This window comes from Streptomyces sp. NPDC058812 (assembly GCF_042744565.1).
GTDB classification, from domain to species: Bacteria; Actinomycetota; Actinomycetes; order Streptomycetales; family Streptomycetaceae; genus Streptomyces; species Streptomyces thinghirensis.
The window spans coordinates 171,721-188,481 of record NZ_JBHYOB010000006.1 but is presented as its reverse complement, the minus strand read 5'-3'; the positions used below and the strand labels follow the sequence as shown (position 1 = coordinate 188,481).

General features: G+C 73.1%; 15 protein-coding genes. 6 read left to right on the top strand and 9 right to left on the bottom strand.

Going from position 1 to position 16,761, the window contains the following annotated elements:
• The first annotated feature begins 16 nt into the window (after window positions 1–16).
• Both ACFW48_RS14735 and ACFW48_RS14730 read left to right on the top strand, forming a co-directional pair.
• On the top strand, window positions 17–673 hold the full coding sequence (locus tag ACFW48_RS14735; protein ID WP_386314379.1) for a response regulator: 657 nt from the start codon (window positions 17–19) through the stop codon (window positions 671–673).
• A gap of 94 nt (window positions 674–767) precedes the next feature.
• Window positions 768–1,175: a pyridoxamine 5'-phosphate oxidase family protein gene (locus ACFW48_RS14730; RefSeq protein ID WP_386314376.1), complete on the top strand. Its 408-nt coding sequence runs from the start codon at window positions 768–770 to the stop codon at window positions 1,173–1,175.
• A 70-nt stretch (window positions 1,176–1,245) separates the two neighbouring features.
• Here ACFW48_RS14730 and ACFW48_RS14725 read toward each other — a convergent pair whose 3' ends face one another.
• On the bottom strand, window positions 1,246–2,865 hold the full coding sequence (locus ACFW48_RS14725; RefSeq protein ID WP_386314374.1) for a protein kinase: 1,620 nt from the start codon (window positions 2,863–2,865) through the stop codon (window positions 1,246–1,248).
• Window positions 2,866–3,224: 359 nt separating this feature from the next.
• On the opposite strand from ACFW48_RS14725, the gene ACFW48_RS14720 reads away from it, so the two are divergent.
• Window positions 3,225–4,868: a protein kinase gene (locus ACFW48_RS14720; protein ID WP_386314371.1), complete on the top strand. Its 1,644-nt coding sequence runs from the start codon at window positions 3,225–3,227 to the stop codon at window positions 4,866–4,868.
• Window positions 4,869–4,979: 111 nt separating this feature from the next.
• Here the strand turns inward: ACFW48_RS14720 and ACFW48_RS14715 are convergent, their stop codons facing one another.
• Window positions 4,980–5,525 (bottom strand): bacterial proteasome activator family protein, encoded by a 546-nt coding sequence (locus ACFW48_RS14715; RefSeq protein WP_386314368.1) that lies wholly within the window; start codon window positions 5,523–5,525, stop codon window positions 4,980–4,982.
• Between the two features lie 160 nt (window positions 5,526–5,685).
• Here ACFW48_RS14715 and ACFW48_RS14710 point away from each other — a divergent pair, with 160 nt between their 5' ends.
• Window positions 5,686–6,441, top strand: coding sequence for a hypothetical protein (locus tag ACFW48_RS14710; protein ID WP_386314366.1), 756 nt, complete (start codon window positions 5,686–5,688; stop codon window positions 6,439–6,441).
• A gap of 10 nt (window positions 6,442–6,451) precedes the next feature.
• On the opposite strand, the gene ACFW48_RS14705 is transcribed toward ACFW48_RS14710, so the two are convergent.
• Window positions 6,452–7,441, bottom strand: a complete 990-nt coding sequence (locus ACFW48_RS14705; RefSeq protein ID WP_386314364.1) for an NAD(P)H-quinone oxidoreductase — start codon at window positions 7,439–7,441, stop codon at window positions 6,452–6,454.
• 194 nt (window positions 7,442–7,635) lie between these two features.
• Here ACFW48_RS14705 and ACFW48_RS14700 point away from each other — a divergent pair, with 194 nt between their 5' ends.
• Window positions 7,636–8,664: an ATP-binding cassette domain-containing protein gene (locus ACFW48_RS14700; RefSeq protein ID WP_386314361.1), complete on the top strand. Its 1,029-nt coding sequence runs from the start codon at window positions 7,636–7,638 to the stop codon at window positions 8,662–8,664.
• Entirely contained in the window at window positions 8,661–9,509 is an 849-nt protein-coding gene (locus ACFW48_RS14695) for an ABC transporter permease (RefSeq protein WP_386314360.1), read from the top strand. The genes ACFW48_RS14700 and ACFW48_RS14695 overlap by 4 nt, the downstream gene beginning before the upstream one ends.
• Window positions 9,510–9,536: 27 nt before the next feature.
• Here ACFW48_RS14695 and ACFW48_RS14690 read toward each other — a convergent pair whose 3' ends face one another.
• From ACFW48_RS14690 to pdhA, 6 genes are all read right to left on the bottom strand, one after another.
• The gene (locus tag ACFW48_RS14690) at window positions 9,537–10,634 is read right to left on the bottom strand and encodes a potassium channel family protein (RefSeq protein ID WP_386314357.1); all 1,098 of its coding nucleotides are present in this window, start codon (window positions 10,632–10,634) and stop codon (window positions 9,537–9,539) included.
• Entirely contained in the window at window positions 10,631–12,049 is a 1,419-nt protein-coding gene (locus ACFW48_RS14685) for a molybdopterin-binding protein (RefSeq protein ID WP_386314354.1), read from the bottom strand. Before ACFW48_RS14685 ends, ACFW48_RS14690 begins: the two co-directional genes overlap by 4 nt.
• Entirely contained in the window at window positions 12,046–13,017 is a 972-nt protein-coding gene (locus ACFW48_RS14680) for an NTP transferase domain-containing protein (protein ID WP_386314351.1), read from the bottom strand. Before ACFW48_RS14680 ends, ACFW48_RS14685 begins: the two co-directional genes overlap by 4 nt.
• A 91-nt stretch (window positions 13,018–13,108) precedes the next feature.
• A complete protein-coding gene (locus ACFW48_RS14675) occupies window positions 13,109–14,539 on the bottom strand; it encodes a dihydrolipoamide acetyltransferase family protein (RefSeq protein ID WP_386314348.1) in 1,431 nt (476 codons plus the stop codon).
• Complete coding sequence (locus tag ACFW48_RS14670) at window positions 14,539–15,543, bottom strand: alpha-ketoacid dehydrogenase subunit beta (RefSeq protein ID WP_386314345.1); 1,005 nt, start codon at window positions 15,541–15,543, stop codon at window positions 14,539–14,541. Before ACFW48_RS14670 ends, ACFW48_RS14675 begins: the two co-directional genes overlap by 1 nt.
• Window positions 15,540–16,709: a pyruvate dehydrogenase (acetyl-transferring) E1 component subunit alpha gene (gene pdhA, locus ACFW48_RS14665; protein WP_386314342.1), complete on the bottom strand. Its 1,170-nt coding sequence runs from the start codon at window positions 16,707–16,709 to the stop codon at window positions 15,540–15,542. Before pdhA ends, ACFW48_RS14670 begins: the two co-directional genes overlap by 4 nt.
• Window positions 16,710–16,761 lie beyond the last annotated feature (52 nt).

The following is a 16,761-nucleotide window of genomic DNA, read 5'->3' as shown; positions in this document are numbered from 1 at the left end:
GTGTGAGACTGAGCCCGTGCGCGAAGACGGAAAAATCCGGGTATTCCTCCTCGACGACCACGAGGTCGTCCGCCGGGGGGTGCACGATCTGCTCGCGGGCGAGGCCGATATCGAGGTGGTCGGCGAGGCCGGCACGGCGGCCGACGCCCCGGCCCGGGTGGCGGCCACCCGCCCGGACGTGGCGGTGCTGGACGTCCGGCTGCCGGACGGCAGCGGCGTGGAGGTGTGCCGCGAGATCCGCTCCCGGGACGAGTCCGTCCGGTGCCTCATGCTGACCTCCTTCGCCGACGACGAGGCCCTCTTCGACGCGATCATGGCGGGCGCCTCCGGCTACGTCCTCAAGGACATCCGCGGCGCCGAGCTGCTGAGCGCCGTACGGGAGGTGGCACGGGGGAAGCCCCTGCTCGATCCGGCGGCCACGGCGCGCGTACTGGAGCGGCTGCGCGACGGCGGTACCCGGGCCGACGACCGGCTCGCCCGTCTCACCGAGCAGGAGCGGCGCATCCTGGAGCTGATCGGCGAGGGGCTGACCAATCGCGCGATCGGCGAGCAGCTGCACCTGGCCGAGAAAACGATCAAGAATTACGTGTCGAGTCTGCTGGCCAAACTCGGAATGCAGCGGCGTTCACAGGCGGCCGCGTTCGTGGCCCGGCTGCAGGCCGAGAACCGCTGAGAAACGCGAGCCGGACTTATTCGGGACCTATGTCCCCTCACGCCGGGGCGGGCGACTCTGTTCCCGTCGCCTCCCGCTCCCGCACGGTAATGCCATGCCCTCCGACGAACAGCTCGCCGTCGGCCTGCTCGGCCGCACCGCCCACGGCCGTGCCGCCACCAGCCTGCGTGCCCTGCCCTTCCTCGCCTTCGCGCGGCACATCGTGGCCGACGGCCGGGTCCTGCTGCGCATGCCCAGGAGCTGCGGGTACCACCAGGTGTGCGCCGGGAGCGTCGTCGCGTACGGCGCCGACAACCTGAGCTCCGCCGGGCCCGGCGAGAGCCTGTGGACCGTGCAGGTCGTGGGCCGGTGCGACGTCCACGAACCGAGCGCCGACGAGATCGAACGCTTCGGCCCCGCGCCCCGCCAGGTGGACGGCGAGCCCTTCGAGCCGGTCTACCTGCGGATCGAGCCGCAGTTCGGCTCCGTGCACTTCACGGACGGCGCCGCCGGCTCTCTGTGACCTCCCCGAAACGCGACGCGCGCGTGAAGCCCGTTTCCGGGCCGCACGCGCGCGTGGGGAGCGGTTCGGCTCAGCCCTCGCCCTCTTCGTCGCCCGGGGCACCGGTCTCGCCGCCACCGGTGCCGCCCGTCGGGGGGCCGCCGGTCGGGTCACCCGTCGGATCCGTCGTCGGATCCGTCGTCGGGTCACCCGTGGGCGTCGTCGGGTCACCCGTCGGGTCACCCGTGGGATCGCCCGTCGGGTCCTCCGTGACACTCTGCGACGGCGTGTACGACGGTGTGTACGACGGCGTGTAGTCCCCGCCGCCCGTGCCTCCGCCGCCGTTGCCCTGCTCCGTGCCCGGGTCGGTGGTCTCCTGCGTCTCCTCGTCGCTGGGCGACGGGCTGGGCGACTCCTCGTCGGAGCTCTGCGAGGTGGACGCCGACGGGCTCTTGTCGGTCTCGGTGCCGCCCTTGCCGCCGTCGCCGTTGTTCAGGGCCAGCGCGACGCCCGCCGCGATGGCGATCACCGCGAGGACGGCCAGGATCCACAGCTTGCCGCGGCCGCTGCCCTTGTTGCCGCGGCCCTCGAAGCCACCGTCGTCGCCCCCGCCGTAGCCGCCGTTCGGCAGGATCGGCTGGGGGATCTGCTGGGTGCCCGACGCGCCGTGGCCGGGGTGCGGCAGCACCGAGGTGCCCGCGAGGCCGAGGCCGGCCGCCGGGGTGTGCCGGCCGTCGTGCGCGGCGACCGGGCCGGTGTTCCAGGTGCCGGTGTGGCCGCCCTGCTCGTAGAGCATCTGGAGCCCGTACTGGACCAGGCCGCGCATCTCCTCGGCGGTCTGGAAACGGTCGTCGGGCTCCTTGGCGAGCGAGCGCATCACCAGGCCGTCGAGCTCCGGCGGAGTGGCGTCGGAGACCTCGGAGGGCGGCGTCGGGATGTCCTGGACGTGCTGGTAGACCACCGACAGCGGGGTCTCGCCGGTGAACGGCGGACGCAGCGCGAGCAGTTCGTAGAGCAGGCAGCCCGTCGCGTACAGGTCGGAGCGGTGGTCGACGGCCTTGCCGAGGGCCTGCTCCGGGGAGAGGTACTGCGGGGTGCCCATGACCATGCCGGTCTGCGTCATCGTCGTGGACGCGCCGTGCAGGGCGCGGGCGATGCCGAAGTCCATCACCTTCACCGCGCCGTTGTGCGTGATGATGACGTTGGCGGGCTTGATGTCGCGGTGCACGATGCCGTGCTGGTGGGAGTAGGCGAGCGCCTCCAGGACACCGGAGACGATGATCAGCGCCTGCTCGGGGCCGGGCGCCTCGGCGTTGAGGAGGAGGTCGCGGATGGTGCGGCCCTCGACGATCTCCATCACGATGTACGGCACGGACTGGCCGCCGACGAAGTCCTCGCCGGAGTCGTACACGGCGACGATCGCGTGGTGGTTGAGGCCGGCCACCGACTGGGCCTCGCGCGTGAAGCGGGCCTTGGAGACCGGGTCCTCGGCGAGGTCGGCGCGCAGCAGCTTGACCGCCACGGTGCGTCCGAGGCGCACGTCCTCGGCGGCGAACACCTCGGCCATGCCGCCCCGCCCGAGCCTGCGGGTCAGCCGGTACCGGCCGTCGCCGACCAACCCGCCGTTGCCCCAGGTCTCCGGCGCGTCAGCCATACCGCCGCCAGTCGCCTCGGGTTCGGACGGGCCCTGGGCGCGCTGCTGCTGTGCCATCAGTCCTCGCCGTCGTTTCTGCCCGCGGTGCGCGCGGTGTTGTTACGGTCTCCGTCGGCCACGCTACAGCCTTCGCGGGGGCCTCCGGTCCGAGATGGGCGCCGCGACCGGCATCGAGACGGACCGGTCATGAAACCCTGAATCCGTACTGTCGTGCAAATTCTGTGTACCGGCGGTACGTCGGCTGTAACGCTTCCGCGACGCTTCTTTCGCGTACGGTCACGGAACGGGCACCGCGCTTGACGTGTCAGTGCCCTGGGGCAGACTTGGCCGGGAATCGCACTTTCGATCACGATCACGAACGCGAGCGCGCGTGCCGCTGCCACCGGCGTCGCGGCGCCTATGGGGGACGCAGAGACATGAGCCAGGACGCCGGACAGGGCCGGTACGCGGGGCGGGCGCTCGCCGGCGGCCGCTACCAGCTGCGCGACTTGCTCGGCGAGGGCGGCATGGCCTCCGTGCACCTGGCGTACGACTCCGTGCTGGACCGCCAGGTCGCGATCAAGACGCTGCACACCGAGCTGGGCCGGGAGCAGGCCTTCCGCGAGCGCTTCCGCCGCGAGGCCCAGGCAGTGGCCAAGCTCACGCACACCAACATCGTCTCCGTCTTCGACACCGGCGAGGACGACCTTGGCGGCATGACGACTCCGTACATCGTCATGGAGTACGTCGAGGGCCGGCCGCTCGGCTCGGTGCTCGACGAGGACGTCCGGCAGCAGGGTGCGATGCCCGCCGACAAGGCGCTGAAGATCACCGCGGACGTGCTGGCGGCCCTGGAGATCAGCCACGAGATGGGCCTGGTCCACCGGGACATCAAGCCGGGCAACGTGATGATGACCAAGCGCGGCGTGGTCAAGGTGATGGACTTCGGCATCGCCCGCGCCATGCAGTCCGGCGTGACCTCGATGACGCAGACCGGCATGGTCGTCGGCACCCCGCAGTACCTCTCGCCGGAACAGGCCCTCGGCCGCGGCGTGGACGCCCGCTCCGACCTGTACTCGGTCGGCATCATGCTCTTCCAACTGGTCACCGGCCGCCTGCCGTTCGACGCGGACTCGCCGCTGGCCATCGCGTACGCGCACGTGCAGGAGGAGCCGGTGGCTCCTTCGTCCGTCAACCGCGCCCTGCCGCCGGCCGTGGACGCGCTGGTGGCCCGCGCGCTGAAGAAGAACCCCAACGAGCGTTTCCCCAGCGCCGAGGCGATGCGGGACGAGTGCCTGCGCGTGGCCGCCTCCTTCCAGGCGGCCCCGCCGAGCATCGTGCCCGGCGCGCACGCGTCGAGCGGCGCGGGCGTCGGCTCCGCGGTCTTCCCGCCGGTCGACCAGAGCGGACCGGTGCCCACCGGCCCCGTCCAGACGCCGTACCAGCCGACACCGGCCCCGGGCCCGAACCCGTACGGCACCCCGGCGCCCGCCCCGCACTCGCCCGCGTACGGCTATCCGCAGCAGGGCGGCTACCCGACGCCGGCCGCGTACTCCCCCCAGGGCCCGTCGACCCCGCCGCCGTACAACCTCACGCCGTCGGCCCCGGCGTCCGGTTCCCCGGGCGGTCGCAAGAACAACAAGACGGTGATCATGGGATCGATCGTCGTGGCCGTCGTGGCCGTTGGCGGTCTGGTCGGCGCGCTGATGATGAACAGCGGCGGCGGTGACGATCCCAAGGGCGGCGGAGAGACCAGCGCCAGCGCGTCGGCGTCGAAGGCGGCGGGCTACCGCGGGCCGGACAAGACGAAGACGATCGAGAAGGACGAGTGCACCGAGCCGGAGGAGTCGTACAACGACCCCGACAAGATCAAGGTGCCGGACTTCACGTTCAAGTACATCGGTTCGGTCAAGGAGTGCTTCAACGCCGCGGGCTGGCGGATGAAGGTCGTGGACGTCGACGAGAACACCTACGGTGAGGGCTCGATCCGCGACCAGTTCCCCGCGCCCGGTACGGACGTCGACCCCGAGGACATGCCGGAGATCCAGCTCAAGGTCTCGACGGGCAACCCGCCGTCCTGATCGCGCGACTCGCGTGGCGCGGGGCCCGGTGTACGGCGAAGGGCCCGGCAGCAGGTGCTGCCGGGCCCTTCGTGGTGTCGGTGGGTCGTTGTCCCTGCCGGTGCCGGCGGCCTACAGGTAGGGGCCACCCGAGCGGCCGCCGGGGTGGGGCGGCTCCTCACCGTCCTGGCCGACGCCCGGCGGCAGCGCGCGGCGCATCTGCTCCAGCTGGGCCCGTGCGGCCATCTGCTGGGCGAACAGCGTGGTCTGGATGCCGTGGAACAGGCCCTCCAGCCAGCCGACCAGCTGCGCCTGCGCGATCCGCAGTTCGGCGTCGGTCGGGGTGACGTCGTCCGTGAAAGGCAGGGAGAGCCGCTCCAGCTCCTCGACCAGCTCCGGCGCCAGGCCGTCCTCCAGCTCCTTCACCGAGCTGGCGTGGATCTCCTTGAGCCGGGCCCGGCTCGCCTCGTCCAGGGGCGCGACGCGCACCTCCTCCAGCAGCTGCTTGATCATGCTGCCGATCCGCATGACCTTGGCAGGCTGTTCCACCTGCTCGGTCACCGGGATCTCGCGGGACTCGTCGTCCCCGCCGGCACCGCCGCTGAGCGCCATTCCGTCCTGGCCGACGACCAGGATCTGGGGGTTCTCCGGCGACCTGTCGTTCCTCGGCATCTCCATGGCGCCATTCTCTCGCACCGGTGCACCGCGACGGGGTGGCGCCCCCGCGGAAGCGTGCTCCACACATTCGGCGGCGTCCGGAATGCCGGTATGGCGGGGCGGTGTGAGGCTTGTTCCGTCGATTTCTGCGACTGGTTATCACCGGGAGGGGGTCACCGACGTGACTCCATGGCTGCGCACACTTCGAGCGACGGGACTGGTGGGGGTCCTGGGGGCGAGCGCGCTGGTGTCGCCGTGCGGGGTGGGGGTGGCGCACGGCGCCGGGTTCGCGACGGTCGGGGCGGCCGGGGCGGTCGCCCCCGCTGTCGGGCCGGCCGCCGTGTCCCCGGCTCCGTCCGGGTCGGCTCCGGCTTCGGTTCCGGGGGCGGCCGACTCGGATGGCTCCGGCGGTCGCGACGGGCACAACGGTCACGAGCGCCCCCAGCACGACGACGGTCACGACGGCCCCGACAGCTCGGATGCCGGCACCGCCGCCCCGTCCAGCGAGGAATCCGGCCCGGCGGGCAGCGCGGCGCGTGGCTCCGCGACGGCCTCCCCCTCCGCCTCTGCCTCCGGGTCGGGCGCATCGACGGCCGACCCGGAGCCCTCCCGGGCGGGGAGCCGGCCGGGCGAGGGGCGGCAGCGGCCCGGGCGGCCCGAGGAGCGCGAGCCGGAAGAGGGCGGCGCGGACGAGAACGCCCGCCACCGGGCGGACGGTGACGAGGGCCTGCCCGACGATGCGGAGACCGCCGTGCCACCCGGGGAGGCCGCCCTGGTGCCCTCCCCGTCCCCGTCCCGTTCCCAGCCGCAGACCGGCACGCAGGCCGACGACGCCACCGAGCCCGTGGTGCGAGCCCTGCCCCTGGGCAGCGGACTGGTCCTCATCGGCCTCGGCCTGGCCCTGGCCTTCGTCGGCCTCCGCCTGCGGCGCGGCTGACGCACAGCCGCTACGAGGCGATCAGCAGCACCTTGCCGATGTGGCCGCTCTCCTCCACGACCCGGTGGGCGGCGGGGGCGTCGCTCATCGGGAGTTCGCGGTCGACGATCGGGCGTACACGAGCACCACTGCCGCCGTCGAGCAACGGCCAGACGTGCTCGCGTACGGCCGCCACGATGGCCGCCTTCTCCTCCCGTGGGCGGGTGCGCAGTGAGGTCGCGCTGACGGCGGCGCGCTTGGCCAGGAGCGTGCCGATGTCCAGCTCGCCCTTCCGGCCGCCCTGCATGCCGATGATCGCGAGCCGGCCGTTGACGGCGAGGGCCCGGACGTTGCGGTCGAGGTACTTGGCGCCCATGTTGTCGAGGATGACGTCGGCGCCCGCGCCGCCCGTCGCCTCCTTCACCTCGGCGACGAAGTCCTGCTCGCGGTAGTTGATCAGGATGTCGGCGCCCAGTTCGGCGCAGCGCTCCAGCTTCTCCTTGGTGCCCGCCGTCACGGCGACCTTCGCGCCGACGGCCTTGGCGAGCTGGATCGCCATGGTGCCGATGCCGCTGGAACCGCCGTGCACGAGCAGCGTCTCGCCGGGGCGCAGGTGGGCGACCATGAAGACGTTCGACCAGACGGTGCAGACCACCTCGGGCAGCGCCGCCGCCCGCTTGACGTCGATGCCCGCCGGAACCGGCAGCAGCTGACCGGCCGGAACAGCGACCTTCTCGGCGTAGCCGCCGCCTCCGAGCAGCGCGCACACCTCGTCGCCCACGGACCAGCCGGTCACGCCCGTTCCGAGGGCGGCGACGCGCCCGGAGCACTCCAGGCCGGGGTAGGGGGAGGCGCCGGGCGGGGGGTCGTAGAAGCCCTGGCGCTGCATGATGTCGGCGCGGTTGACGGCGCTGGCCGCCACCTCGACCAGGACCTCGCCCTCGCCGGGCACCGGATCGGGGACCTCGGCCCAGACCAGCGCCTCGGGGCCTCCGGGTTCGGAAATCGTGATCGCATGCATGAGGGCGACGCTACTCCTCCACCCCTGCTCGGGCCCCTCCGCCTGGGTCCCCGGTCGGAGCGCTCTCCGTCTCCCGGTCGCGGCGCCCTCCGACTTCGGGACCGTCCACCGGAAAATCCCTGTGCGCGACCGATGAGTTTGCGCGACGGTAAAGGTCTTCCCATGCGTAGCCCAAGAACGCGGAAGGACCACCAATGAGCACGCACACGTCCGGACTCGCGATCGAGACCGCGGGACTGGTGAAGACGTTCGGCGAGACCAGGGCCGTGGACGGGGTGGACCTCGCGGTACCCGCCGGCACGGTCTACGGCGTCCTCGGCCCGAACGGCGCCGGCAAGACCACCACGGTGAAGATGCTCGCCACCCTCCTGCGGCCGGACGGCGGCCAGGCCCACGTCTTCGGCCACGACATCGTGCGCGAGGCCGACGAGGTGCGCAGCCGGGTGAGCCTCACCGGGCAGTACGCGTCCGTGGACGAGGACCTCACCGGCACCGAGAACCTGATCCTGCTGGGCCGGCTCCTCGGGCACGGCAAGACGGCAGCGCGGGAGCGGGGTGCCCAGCTGCTGGAGGCCTTCGGGCTGACGGACGCGGCGACGAAGCAGGTCAAGCACTACTCCGGCGGCATGCGGCGGCGCATCGACATCGCCGCGTCCATCCTGAACACCCCCGATCTGCTCTTCCTCGACGAGCCGACGACCGGCCTCGACCCGCGCAGCCGCAACCAGGTGTGGGACATCGTGCGCGCGGTCGTCGCCCAGGGCACGACCGTGCTGCTGACCACGCAGTACCTGGACGAGGCCGACCAACTGGCGTCCCGGATCGCCGTCATCGACAAGGGCAGGGTGATCGCCGAGGGCACCAAGGGCGAGCTGAAGGCGTCCGTCGGCGCGGGCTCCGTCCATCTGCGGCTGCGGGACGCCGACCAGCGGCCCGAGGCCGAGCGGCTGCTGCGGGACCTGCTGGTCGCCGAGGTGCAGCTGGAGCCCGACCCGGTGGCGCTGACCGCGCGCCTCGGGGTGGCGGCGAGCGACACGGCCGCCGACCAGGCCGCCAAGGCGCTGGGCGAGCTGACCAGGGCCGGCATCACCGTCGACAACTTCTCCCTGGGACAGCCCAGCCTCGACGAGGTCTTCCTGGCGCTGACCGGGCACGACACCGGCCAGAGCACCGGCAACGGCACCGGCGCCGGCCCTGACACGAAGGACGAGGTGGCGGCATGAGCACGGCCACGAGCACCGAGAGCAAGGAACTCGCCGCGGTCAGCACCGAGTCGCTGGCGGCCCTGCTGGTCACCAAGGAGCGCCCGCCCCGGCCCAGTGCCCTGTCCACGTCCCTGACGTTCGGATGGCGCGCGATCCTCAAGATCAAGCACGTGCCGGAGCAGCTCTTCGACGTCACCGCCTTCCCGATCATGAACCTGTTGATGTTCACGTACCTCTTCGGCGGTGCGCTGGCGGGTTCGCCGAGCGACTACATCCAGTTCGTGCTGCCGGGCATCCTCGTGATGTCGGTCGTGATGATCACGATGTACACCGGGGTCTCGGTGAACATCGACATCGAGAAGGGCGTCTTCGACCGCTTCCGCTCGCTGCCGATCTGGCGGCCCTCGGCGATGGTCGGCTATCTGCTCGGCGACGCGCTGCGCTACACGATCGCGTCCGTCGTCATGCTCGCCGTGGGTCTGCTGCTCGGCTACCGGCCGGACGGGGGGCTCGGCGGTGTGATCGCCGGAATCGCGCTGCTGCTGGTGTTCTCGTTCGCCTTCTCGTGGATCTGGACGATGTTCGGGCTGATGCTGCGCACCGAGAAGTCGGTGATGAGCGTCAGCATGATGGTGATCTTCCCGCTCACCTTCCTGTCCAACGTCTTCGTCGACCCCAAGACGATGCCGGGCTGGCTGCAGGTGTTCGTCAACAACAGCCCGATCACGCATCTGGCGTCCGCGGTGCGCGGACTGATGGCGGGCGACTGGCCCGGCGTCGAGATCGCCTGGACACTGGGCTGGGCGGGTCTGCTCCTCCTGGTCTTCGGCCCGGTCACGATGCGGCTCTACAACCGCAAGTAGCCTCCGCGGTACGGGATCGGCGCCCCGTCAGTCGCGGGGCAGCGGGCGGGCGTCGGGGGCCACATGGGTGGCCGGCGTCGCCCGCACGATCGTGATCAGGCGGTCCGTCAGCTCCAGTCCGCCGACGGCCGGGTCGTCGTAGCCGAGCACCCGGTGTCCGCGCAGGACGCTCACCACCAGGTCGTCCGTCTCGCGCGGGTTCCTGCCCACCTCGGCCTTTATGACCGGCCGCTCGACGAGGTCCAGCCCGCTGCCCTGGCTGATGAGATCCTCCATGACCATGCCGGCGGCGGGGCTGAGCACGGAGAGCCCGAGCAGGCGGCCCGCGGCGCTGGCGCTGGTGATCACGGCGTCGGCGCCGGACTGCTTCAGCAACGGCGCGTTCTCCTCCTCGCGGACCGCGACCACGATCTTCGCCCCGCGGTTGAGCTGCCGGGCCGTCAGCGTCACCAGTACGGCCGTGTCGTCGCGCTGGGTGGCGACGATGATCTGCCTCGCCCGGTACACCTCGGCGCGGTTCAGCACGTCGCTGCGCGTCGCGTCACCCACCACGCCCGCGTAGCCGTAGGCCGTCGCCGCCTCGATGGCCTTCCCGCTGGGATCGACCACGACGACCTGCTCCTTGCGCAGCCCGGTCGCACAGACGGTCTGGATCGCCGACCGTCCCTTGGTGCCGAAGCCGACGACGACGGTGTGATCGCGCAAGGTGGACCTCCAGCGGTTCAGGCGCCACTCGTCCCGCGTGCGCTCGGTGAGGGCTTCCAGCGTGGTGCCGACCAGGATGATCAGGAACATCACGCGCAGGGGGGTGATGACCAGGATGTTGGTCAGCCGGGCGGCATCGCTGACCGGGACGATGTCGCCGTATCCGGTGGTGGAGAGGGTGACGGTGGCGTAGTAGAAGATGTCGAGGACATCGACGACGTCGTCGGAGTTGTCGGTGTAACCGTCACGGTCGACATAGACGACCAGGACGGTCACCAGAAGGACCAGCAGGGCGATGGACAGCCGTTTGCCGACCTGGCGGATCGGGTGCTCCACCAGCTTCCTCGGGAGTTTCACCCGATGGGTCATGAGGTGTTCGTCCGCCTGGCGGGCGATCGCGTCCTGGCCCGGAAGTTTCACGTGAAACACACTCCGATTCCGCCGGTGGCCCAGGGCAGATCGAGCAGTTCGGCCTCCTGGCCCGGACGCGCCCCGCCCGGGGGTACGACGGCCAGGGCGTCGGCGGCCGCGATGCCGCGCAGCATGGCCGGACCGTTGTAGTGCAGCGGCACGGCACCGTCGCCGCGCAGCACGACGGGGACGAGCCGGGTGTCGTACGGGTGCCCGTGCACCGCGTCCCGCAGCGGCAGCGTGTACGGCTCGGGCGCCGGGCGGGCGGCGAGGGTGCGCAGCAGCGGTTCGGCGAGCGTGAGCAGTCCGGAGACGGCGGCGAGCGGGTTGCCGGGCAGGCCGACGAGGTGCTGGTCGTCCTTGAGCCGGGCCAGCAGCATGGGGTGGCCGGGGCGCACCTTGACGCCGTCCACGAGGAGTTCGGCGCCGATGCGGCTCAGGACCGGGTGGACGTGGTCGAGGGGACCCGCGGCGGTACCGCCGGTCGTGACGACCAGGTCGGCGTCGGAGGTGGTGACGGCGCGGTGCAGGGCCTTGGCGTCGTCGCCGATCCGGCGGACCACGCGGACCTCGGCGCCCAGGGCCCGCAGCCAGGGCGGCAGCATCGGGCCGAGCGCGTCCCGGATGAGGCCGTCGTGCGGCCGGCCCTCGGTGAGCAGTTCGTCGCCGAGGACGAGGACGTCGACGCGTGGGCGGGCGACCGCGGTGACGCTGTCGTAGCCGGCGGCTGCCGCGAGGCCCAGCACGGCCGGCGTCACCAGGGCGCCGATGGGCAGCAACTGGTCGCCGCTGCGGCACTCCTGACCGCGCGGGCGGATGTCCTGGCCGTGGACGACCTCCCGGGTCGCCTGCAGCCGGTCCCTGCCGTCGGTACGGCCGTGCTCGGTGCGCAGTACGGCGGTGGTGTCCAGGGGGACGCGCGCGCCGGTGGCGATACGGACGGCCTCGCCGTCGGTGAGGGGCGCGGGTTCCGCGTGTCCGGCCAGGACACCCTTGTCCCGCACCGTCCAGGGGCCCGGGCCGGCGACGGCCCAGCCGTCCATCGCGGAGGTGTCGAAGGAGGGCAGGTCGGTCAGGGCGGTGAGCGGCGCGGCCAGGGTGAGGCCCAGGGCCGCGTCGAGGGGCGCGGCGAGCGGGGCGCGGCGGGCGGCACGGACGGCGGCACGGGCGGCGCGCTCGGCGGTCGCCCGGGCTTCGGGCCAGGAGGTCGCGCGGTGGTGGGAGTCGGCCTGCTGGTGCGGGCCGCCGTGGGGCCCGTGGTGACGGTGGTCGCCGTGGTGCGTGGCGTGCGCGGGCGTCTCCGCGTGGTCGTGGTCGCCGTGGGGCGGGCCGGACGGGCCGGGGTTCTCCTTCACGAGGGCGAGCGCCTCCTCGACGTCGAGGTCTTCGGCTTCCTCGTCGGTCCGCGTGCCGTGGGAGGTCATCGCGCGTCCGGGCGGGTGTCGGGGGTGGCGTCCGGAGCCACGTCGGGCTTGCCCGCCGCGGGGGCGGACTCGGCGTCGGCGGCCTCCTCGGCCCAGCGCTGGGCGAGGGCGGCGGCCTTGCGGGCGGCCTCGGCGACGGCTTCGGGGCCTCCTTGGGCCCGCCCGGCCGCGTAGCCGACGAGGAAGGTGGTCAGCGGCGCCGCGGGCCTGGCCACCCCGTGGGCGGCGTCCCGGGCGAGGTCGAGCAGAACGCCGGTGTCGACGTCGAGGTCGATGCCCAACTCGTCCTTGGCTGCGGTAATCCATTCGTCCAACACGTGACCATGCTCCCTGATGCGTGCCCTTGCGGTGGCGATGTCGTCCCAGGTGTCGCAGTCGAAGGAAGCGACGGCGTCGGGGACACGGGTGAGGCGGAGCGCGCCGGTCAGCCGGCGCAGAGGCAGCCCGGTGAGGTTCGCCCGGACCCGGGCGAGCGCGGCCAGTTCGCGGCGCAGCGCGGGCGCACGGTAGGCGGCGACGAGGGGCTGGTCGCGGCCATCGGCGTCGGTGAGCAGCACGCCGTCGGTGTCGCTCGCGGCGAGGGCCGACAGCAGTCGTCCGACGGTGGGGCCGGCGAGGAACGGCAGGTCGGCGGAGACCACCACGACGTGCTCGGCAGTGGTGTGCCGCAGACCGGCGGCGAGGGCGGCGAGCGGTCCGCCGCCGGGCGGGTCCTCGCGCGCCCAGGTCACCGGGCGGGCGGTGGGCCGCTGGGCGGCGACCACGACGGTCGTCCGCGCTCCGGCGCAGGCGGCGAGCACCCGGTCCAGCAGCGCGCGACCGCCCACGCGGAGGCCGGGTTTGTCGGCGCCGCCGAGCCGCCGCGCGGCCCCGCCCGCGAGCACGACGGCGTCGTACCCGGCGGAGGCCGGACCCGGCGCGGGGTCGGTGCCGGCGCCGGGATCACCGGAGGGCTCGTACGCGGTCACCCCCCGAGTATGCGTTGCCGGGCGATCACAGGGAACGTGGGGGAGCCCGCGCGATCGGAGTGCGCGGACCGGCTTCGGCGTCGGACCCTCGTCACAGGGTCCGCAGCAGCACCGCCGGCTGTTCCACGCAGTCCGCCACGTACCGCAGGAAACCGCCCGCCGTACCGCCGTCACACACCCGGTGGTCGAAGGTGAGCGACAGCTGGACGACCTGACGCGCCGCCAACTCGCCCTCGTGCACCCACGGTTTGGGGACGATGCGGCCGACGCCGAGCATGGCCGCCTCGGGGTGGTTGATGATCGGCGTGGAGCCGTCGACGCCGAAGACTCCGTAGTTGTTCAACGTGAAGGTGCCGCCGGTCAGTTCACCGGGGGTCAGCCGGCCGGCCCGGGCCGCCTCGGTCAGCCGGGCGAACTCGGCGGTGAGCGCCTCGGCGTCCCGCGCGTGCGCGTCCCGGACGACCGGCACGACCAGTCCCCGGTCGGTCTGCGCCGCGAAGCCGAGGTGGACGTGGTCGAGCTGGACGACCTCGCGGGCCTCCGTGTCGACCGTGGAGTTCAGCTCCGGGAAGCGGGCCAGGGCGGCCGTGCAGATCCGGGCCAGCAGCGCGACGAGGGAGATCTTCGGCCCGCCCGCCGCGTTCATGGCCGTGCGCGCCCCCATCAGCTCGGTCGCGTCGGCGTCCACCCAGCAGGTCGCGTCCGGGATCTCGCGCCGGCTGCGGGAGAGCTTGTCGGCGACGGCGCCGCGGACGCCCTTGAGGGGGGTGCGGACACCGCCGGACCGCGCGGCGGGGGCCACGGGTGCCGGTGCCCGGGTGGTGTCGGCCTGTCCCTCCCGGACCGCCGTACGGCCGCCGTGCGCGGCGGCGGCACGCAGCGCGTACTCCACGTCCGCCCGCAGGATCAGCCCGTCCGGGCCGGAGCCGGTCAGCTCGCGCAGGTCCAGGTCGTGCTGCCGGGCCAGCCTGCGCACCAGCGGGGAGATGACGGGGACGGGGCCGTCCACCGGGTCCGCGGTACGGACCCGGCCGTTCACCCGTCCGGTCGCCGCCGCGGTGGACGTCTGCCGGTCCGGCCGGACCCGGCGCCGGCGCGCGGGCGCCTCGGAGGTGCCGTATCCGACGAGGACGTTGCCCGAGCCCCCGGCCTTCGCCTGCCCGGCTTCCGGCTCCGCGGCTCGCGCCGGATCCGCGGCTCGCGCCGGATCAGCCGCCTCGCCGCCGGTGTCCGAGTCCCGCGCCGGGAGGCCGGCGGCGCCCTCGCCCACCGCCACCGTCAGCAGCGGCGCTCCGACGGGCAGCTCCGAGCCCTCCTCGCCGAAGCGGGCGGTGACCACGCCCCCGTAGGGGCAGGGCACCTCGACCATCGCCTTGGCCGTCTCGACCTCGACGACCGGCTGGTCGACGGCCACGACGTCGCCGACCTCGACCATCCAGCGCACGATCTCCGCCTCGGTGAGCCCCTCACCGAGGTCGGGGAGCTTGAACTCCAGGCTGCGCCCATCAGAAGCGTGTGCCATCAGCTTTCGGCCTCCCACTGCAGGCGCCCCACGGCGTCCAGGATCCGGTCCACACCGGGCAGGTGGTGACGCTCCAGCATCGGCGGCGGGTACGGGATGTCGAACCCGGCCACACGCAGCACCGGTGCCTCCAGGTGGTGGAAGCAGCGCTCCGTGACCCGGGCCGCGATCTCCCCGCCCGGGCCCCCGAAGGAACCCGACTCGTGGACGACGACCGCGCGTCCCGTCCGCCGCACCGAAGCGCACACCGTCTCGTCGTCGAACGGCACCAGGGAGCGCAGATCGACGACTTCGAGGTCCCAGCCCTCGGCCCGGGCCGCCTCGGCCGCCTCCATGCAGGCGACCAGCGACGGTCCGTACGTGATGAGTGTGGCGCTCCTGCCCGAGCGCCGCACCACCGCGCGGCCTGCCGGTTCAACGGGCGTCGGCTCCTCGGGGTTCCAGGCGTCCTTCGACCAGTACAGACGCTTGGGTTCGAGGAAGACCACCGGATCGTCGGAGGCGATGGACCGGCGCAGCAGCCCGTAGGCGTCGGCGACGGTCGCGGGCGTGACGACATGGAGCCCCGGAGTCGCCATGTAGTACGCCTCGGACGAGTCGCTGTGGTGCTCGACGCCGCCGATACCGCCGCCGTAGGGCACGCGAATGGTCAGCGGCAGGGGCATCCTGCCGCGGGTGCGGTTGCGCATCTTGGTGACGTGGCTGACGACCTGCTCGAACGCCGGGTAGGCGAAGGCGTCGAACTGCATCTCCACGACCGGGCGCAGCCCGTACATCGCCATGCCCACGGCCGTGCCGAGGATGCCGGCCTCGGCGAGCGGGGTGTCCGTGCAGCGGTCCTCGCCGAACTCCTCGGCGAGTCCGTCGGTGACCCGGAAGACGCCGCCGAGGGCGCCCACGTCCTCGCCCATGACGTGCACGCTCGGGTCGGCGGCCATGGCGTCGCGCAGCGCGCGGGTGAGGGCCTGCGCCATGGTGGCCGGCTTGACGGCGACGGTGGTCATCGGTGTCCCCCTTCGGGCGCCCCGGACGCGGACCCGGTCTCCGCCTCGGCCGCCGCCGCCAGCTCCGCCCGCAGCAGGTCACGCTGCTCGCGCAGCTGCGGCGTGGGCTCGGCGTAGACGTGGTCGAACAGGTCCATGGGGTCGAGTTCCGGGTCCTGGTTCATGCGGGCGCGCAGGTCGGCGGCCATGGTCTCGGCGTCCTCGCGGGCGGCCCGGACACCCTCCTCGTCGAGCAGGCCGCGCTCGGTCAGCTCCCGCTGAAGCAGCTCGATCGGGTCGTGCCGGCGCCAGGCCTCGACCTCGGCGTCGCCCCGGTAGCGCGTCGCGTCGTCGGCGTTGGTGTGCGCCTCGACCCGGTACGTCACCGCCTCCACCAGCGTGGGACCGCCGCCCGAGCGCGCGCGGCGTACGGCGTCGGTCAGGACCTCGTGCACGGCGGCGGCGTCGTTGCCGTCGACCAGGCGGCCGGGAATGCCGTAGCCGACGGCCTTGTGGGCCAGCGACGGGGCCGCGGTCTGCTTGGCGAGCGGGACGGAGATCGCGAAGCCGTTGTTCTGCACGAGGAAGACGACCGGTGCCCGCCAGACGGCCGCGAAGTTCAGCGCCTCGTGGAAGTCGCCCTCGCTGGTGCCGCCGTCGCCGACCATGGCGAGCGCGACCACGTCGTCGCCCTTGAGCCGGGCGGCGTGCGCGAGGCCGACGGCGTGCGGCAGCTGGGTGGCCAGCGGCGTGGACAGGGGCGCGACCCGGTGCTCGTAGGGGTCGTAGCCGGTGTGCCAGTCGCCGCGCAGCAGGGTGAGGGCCTCGACGGGGTCGACCCCGCGGGCGACGACGGCGAGCGTGTCGCGATAGCTGGGGAAGAGCCAGTCCCGCTCCTCCAGAGCCAGCGCGGCGGCGACCTCGCAGGCCTCCTGACCGGTGCTGGAGGGGTAGACGGCCAGCCGGCCCTGCTTGGTCAGCGCCGTGGCCTGCGCGTTGTAGCGCCGGCCGCCGACCAGCCGGGCGTACAGCGTGCGCAGCAGCTCCGGGTCCGCCTGTTCGGCGGCCTTCGTGCCGAGGACGCGGTACGGCTCCGCGTCGGGCAGCAGCGGCGCGGGGTCGGTACGGGGCTGCCAGGCGGGCGGCGGTGTGGGCCGGTAAGCGCCCCGCTGCTCCATGACCGTCATGACGGCACCTCCTCGTGGGAGCGGCTGTGGACTCGCCACGGGTGTGACGGGC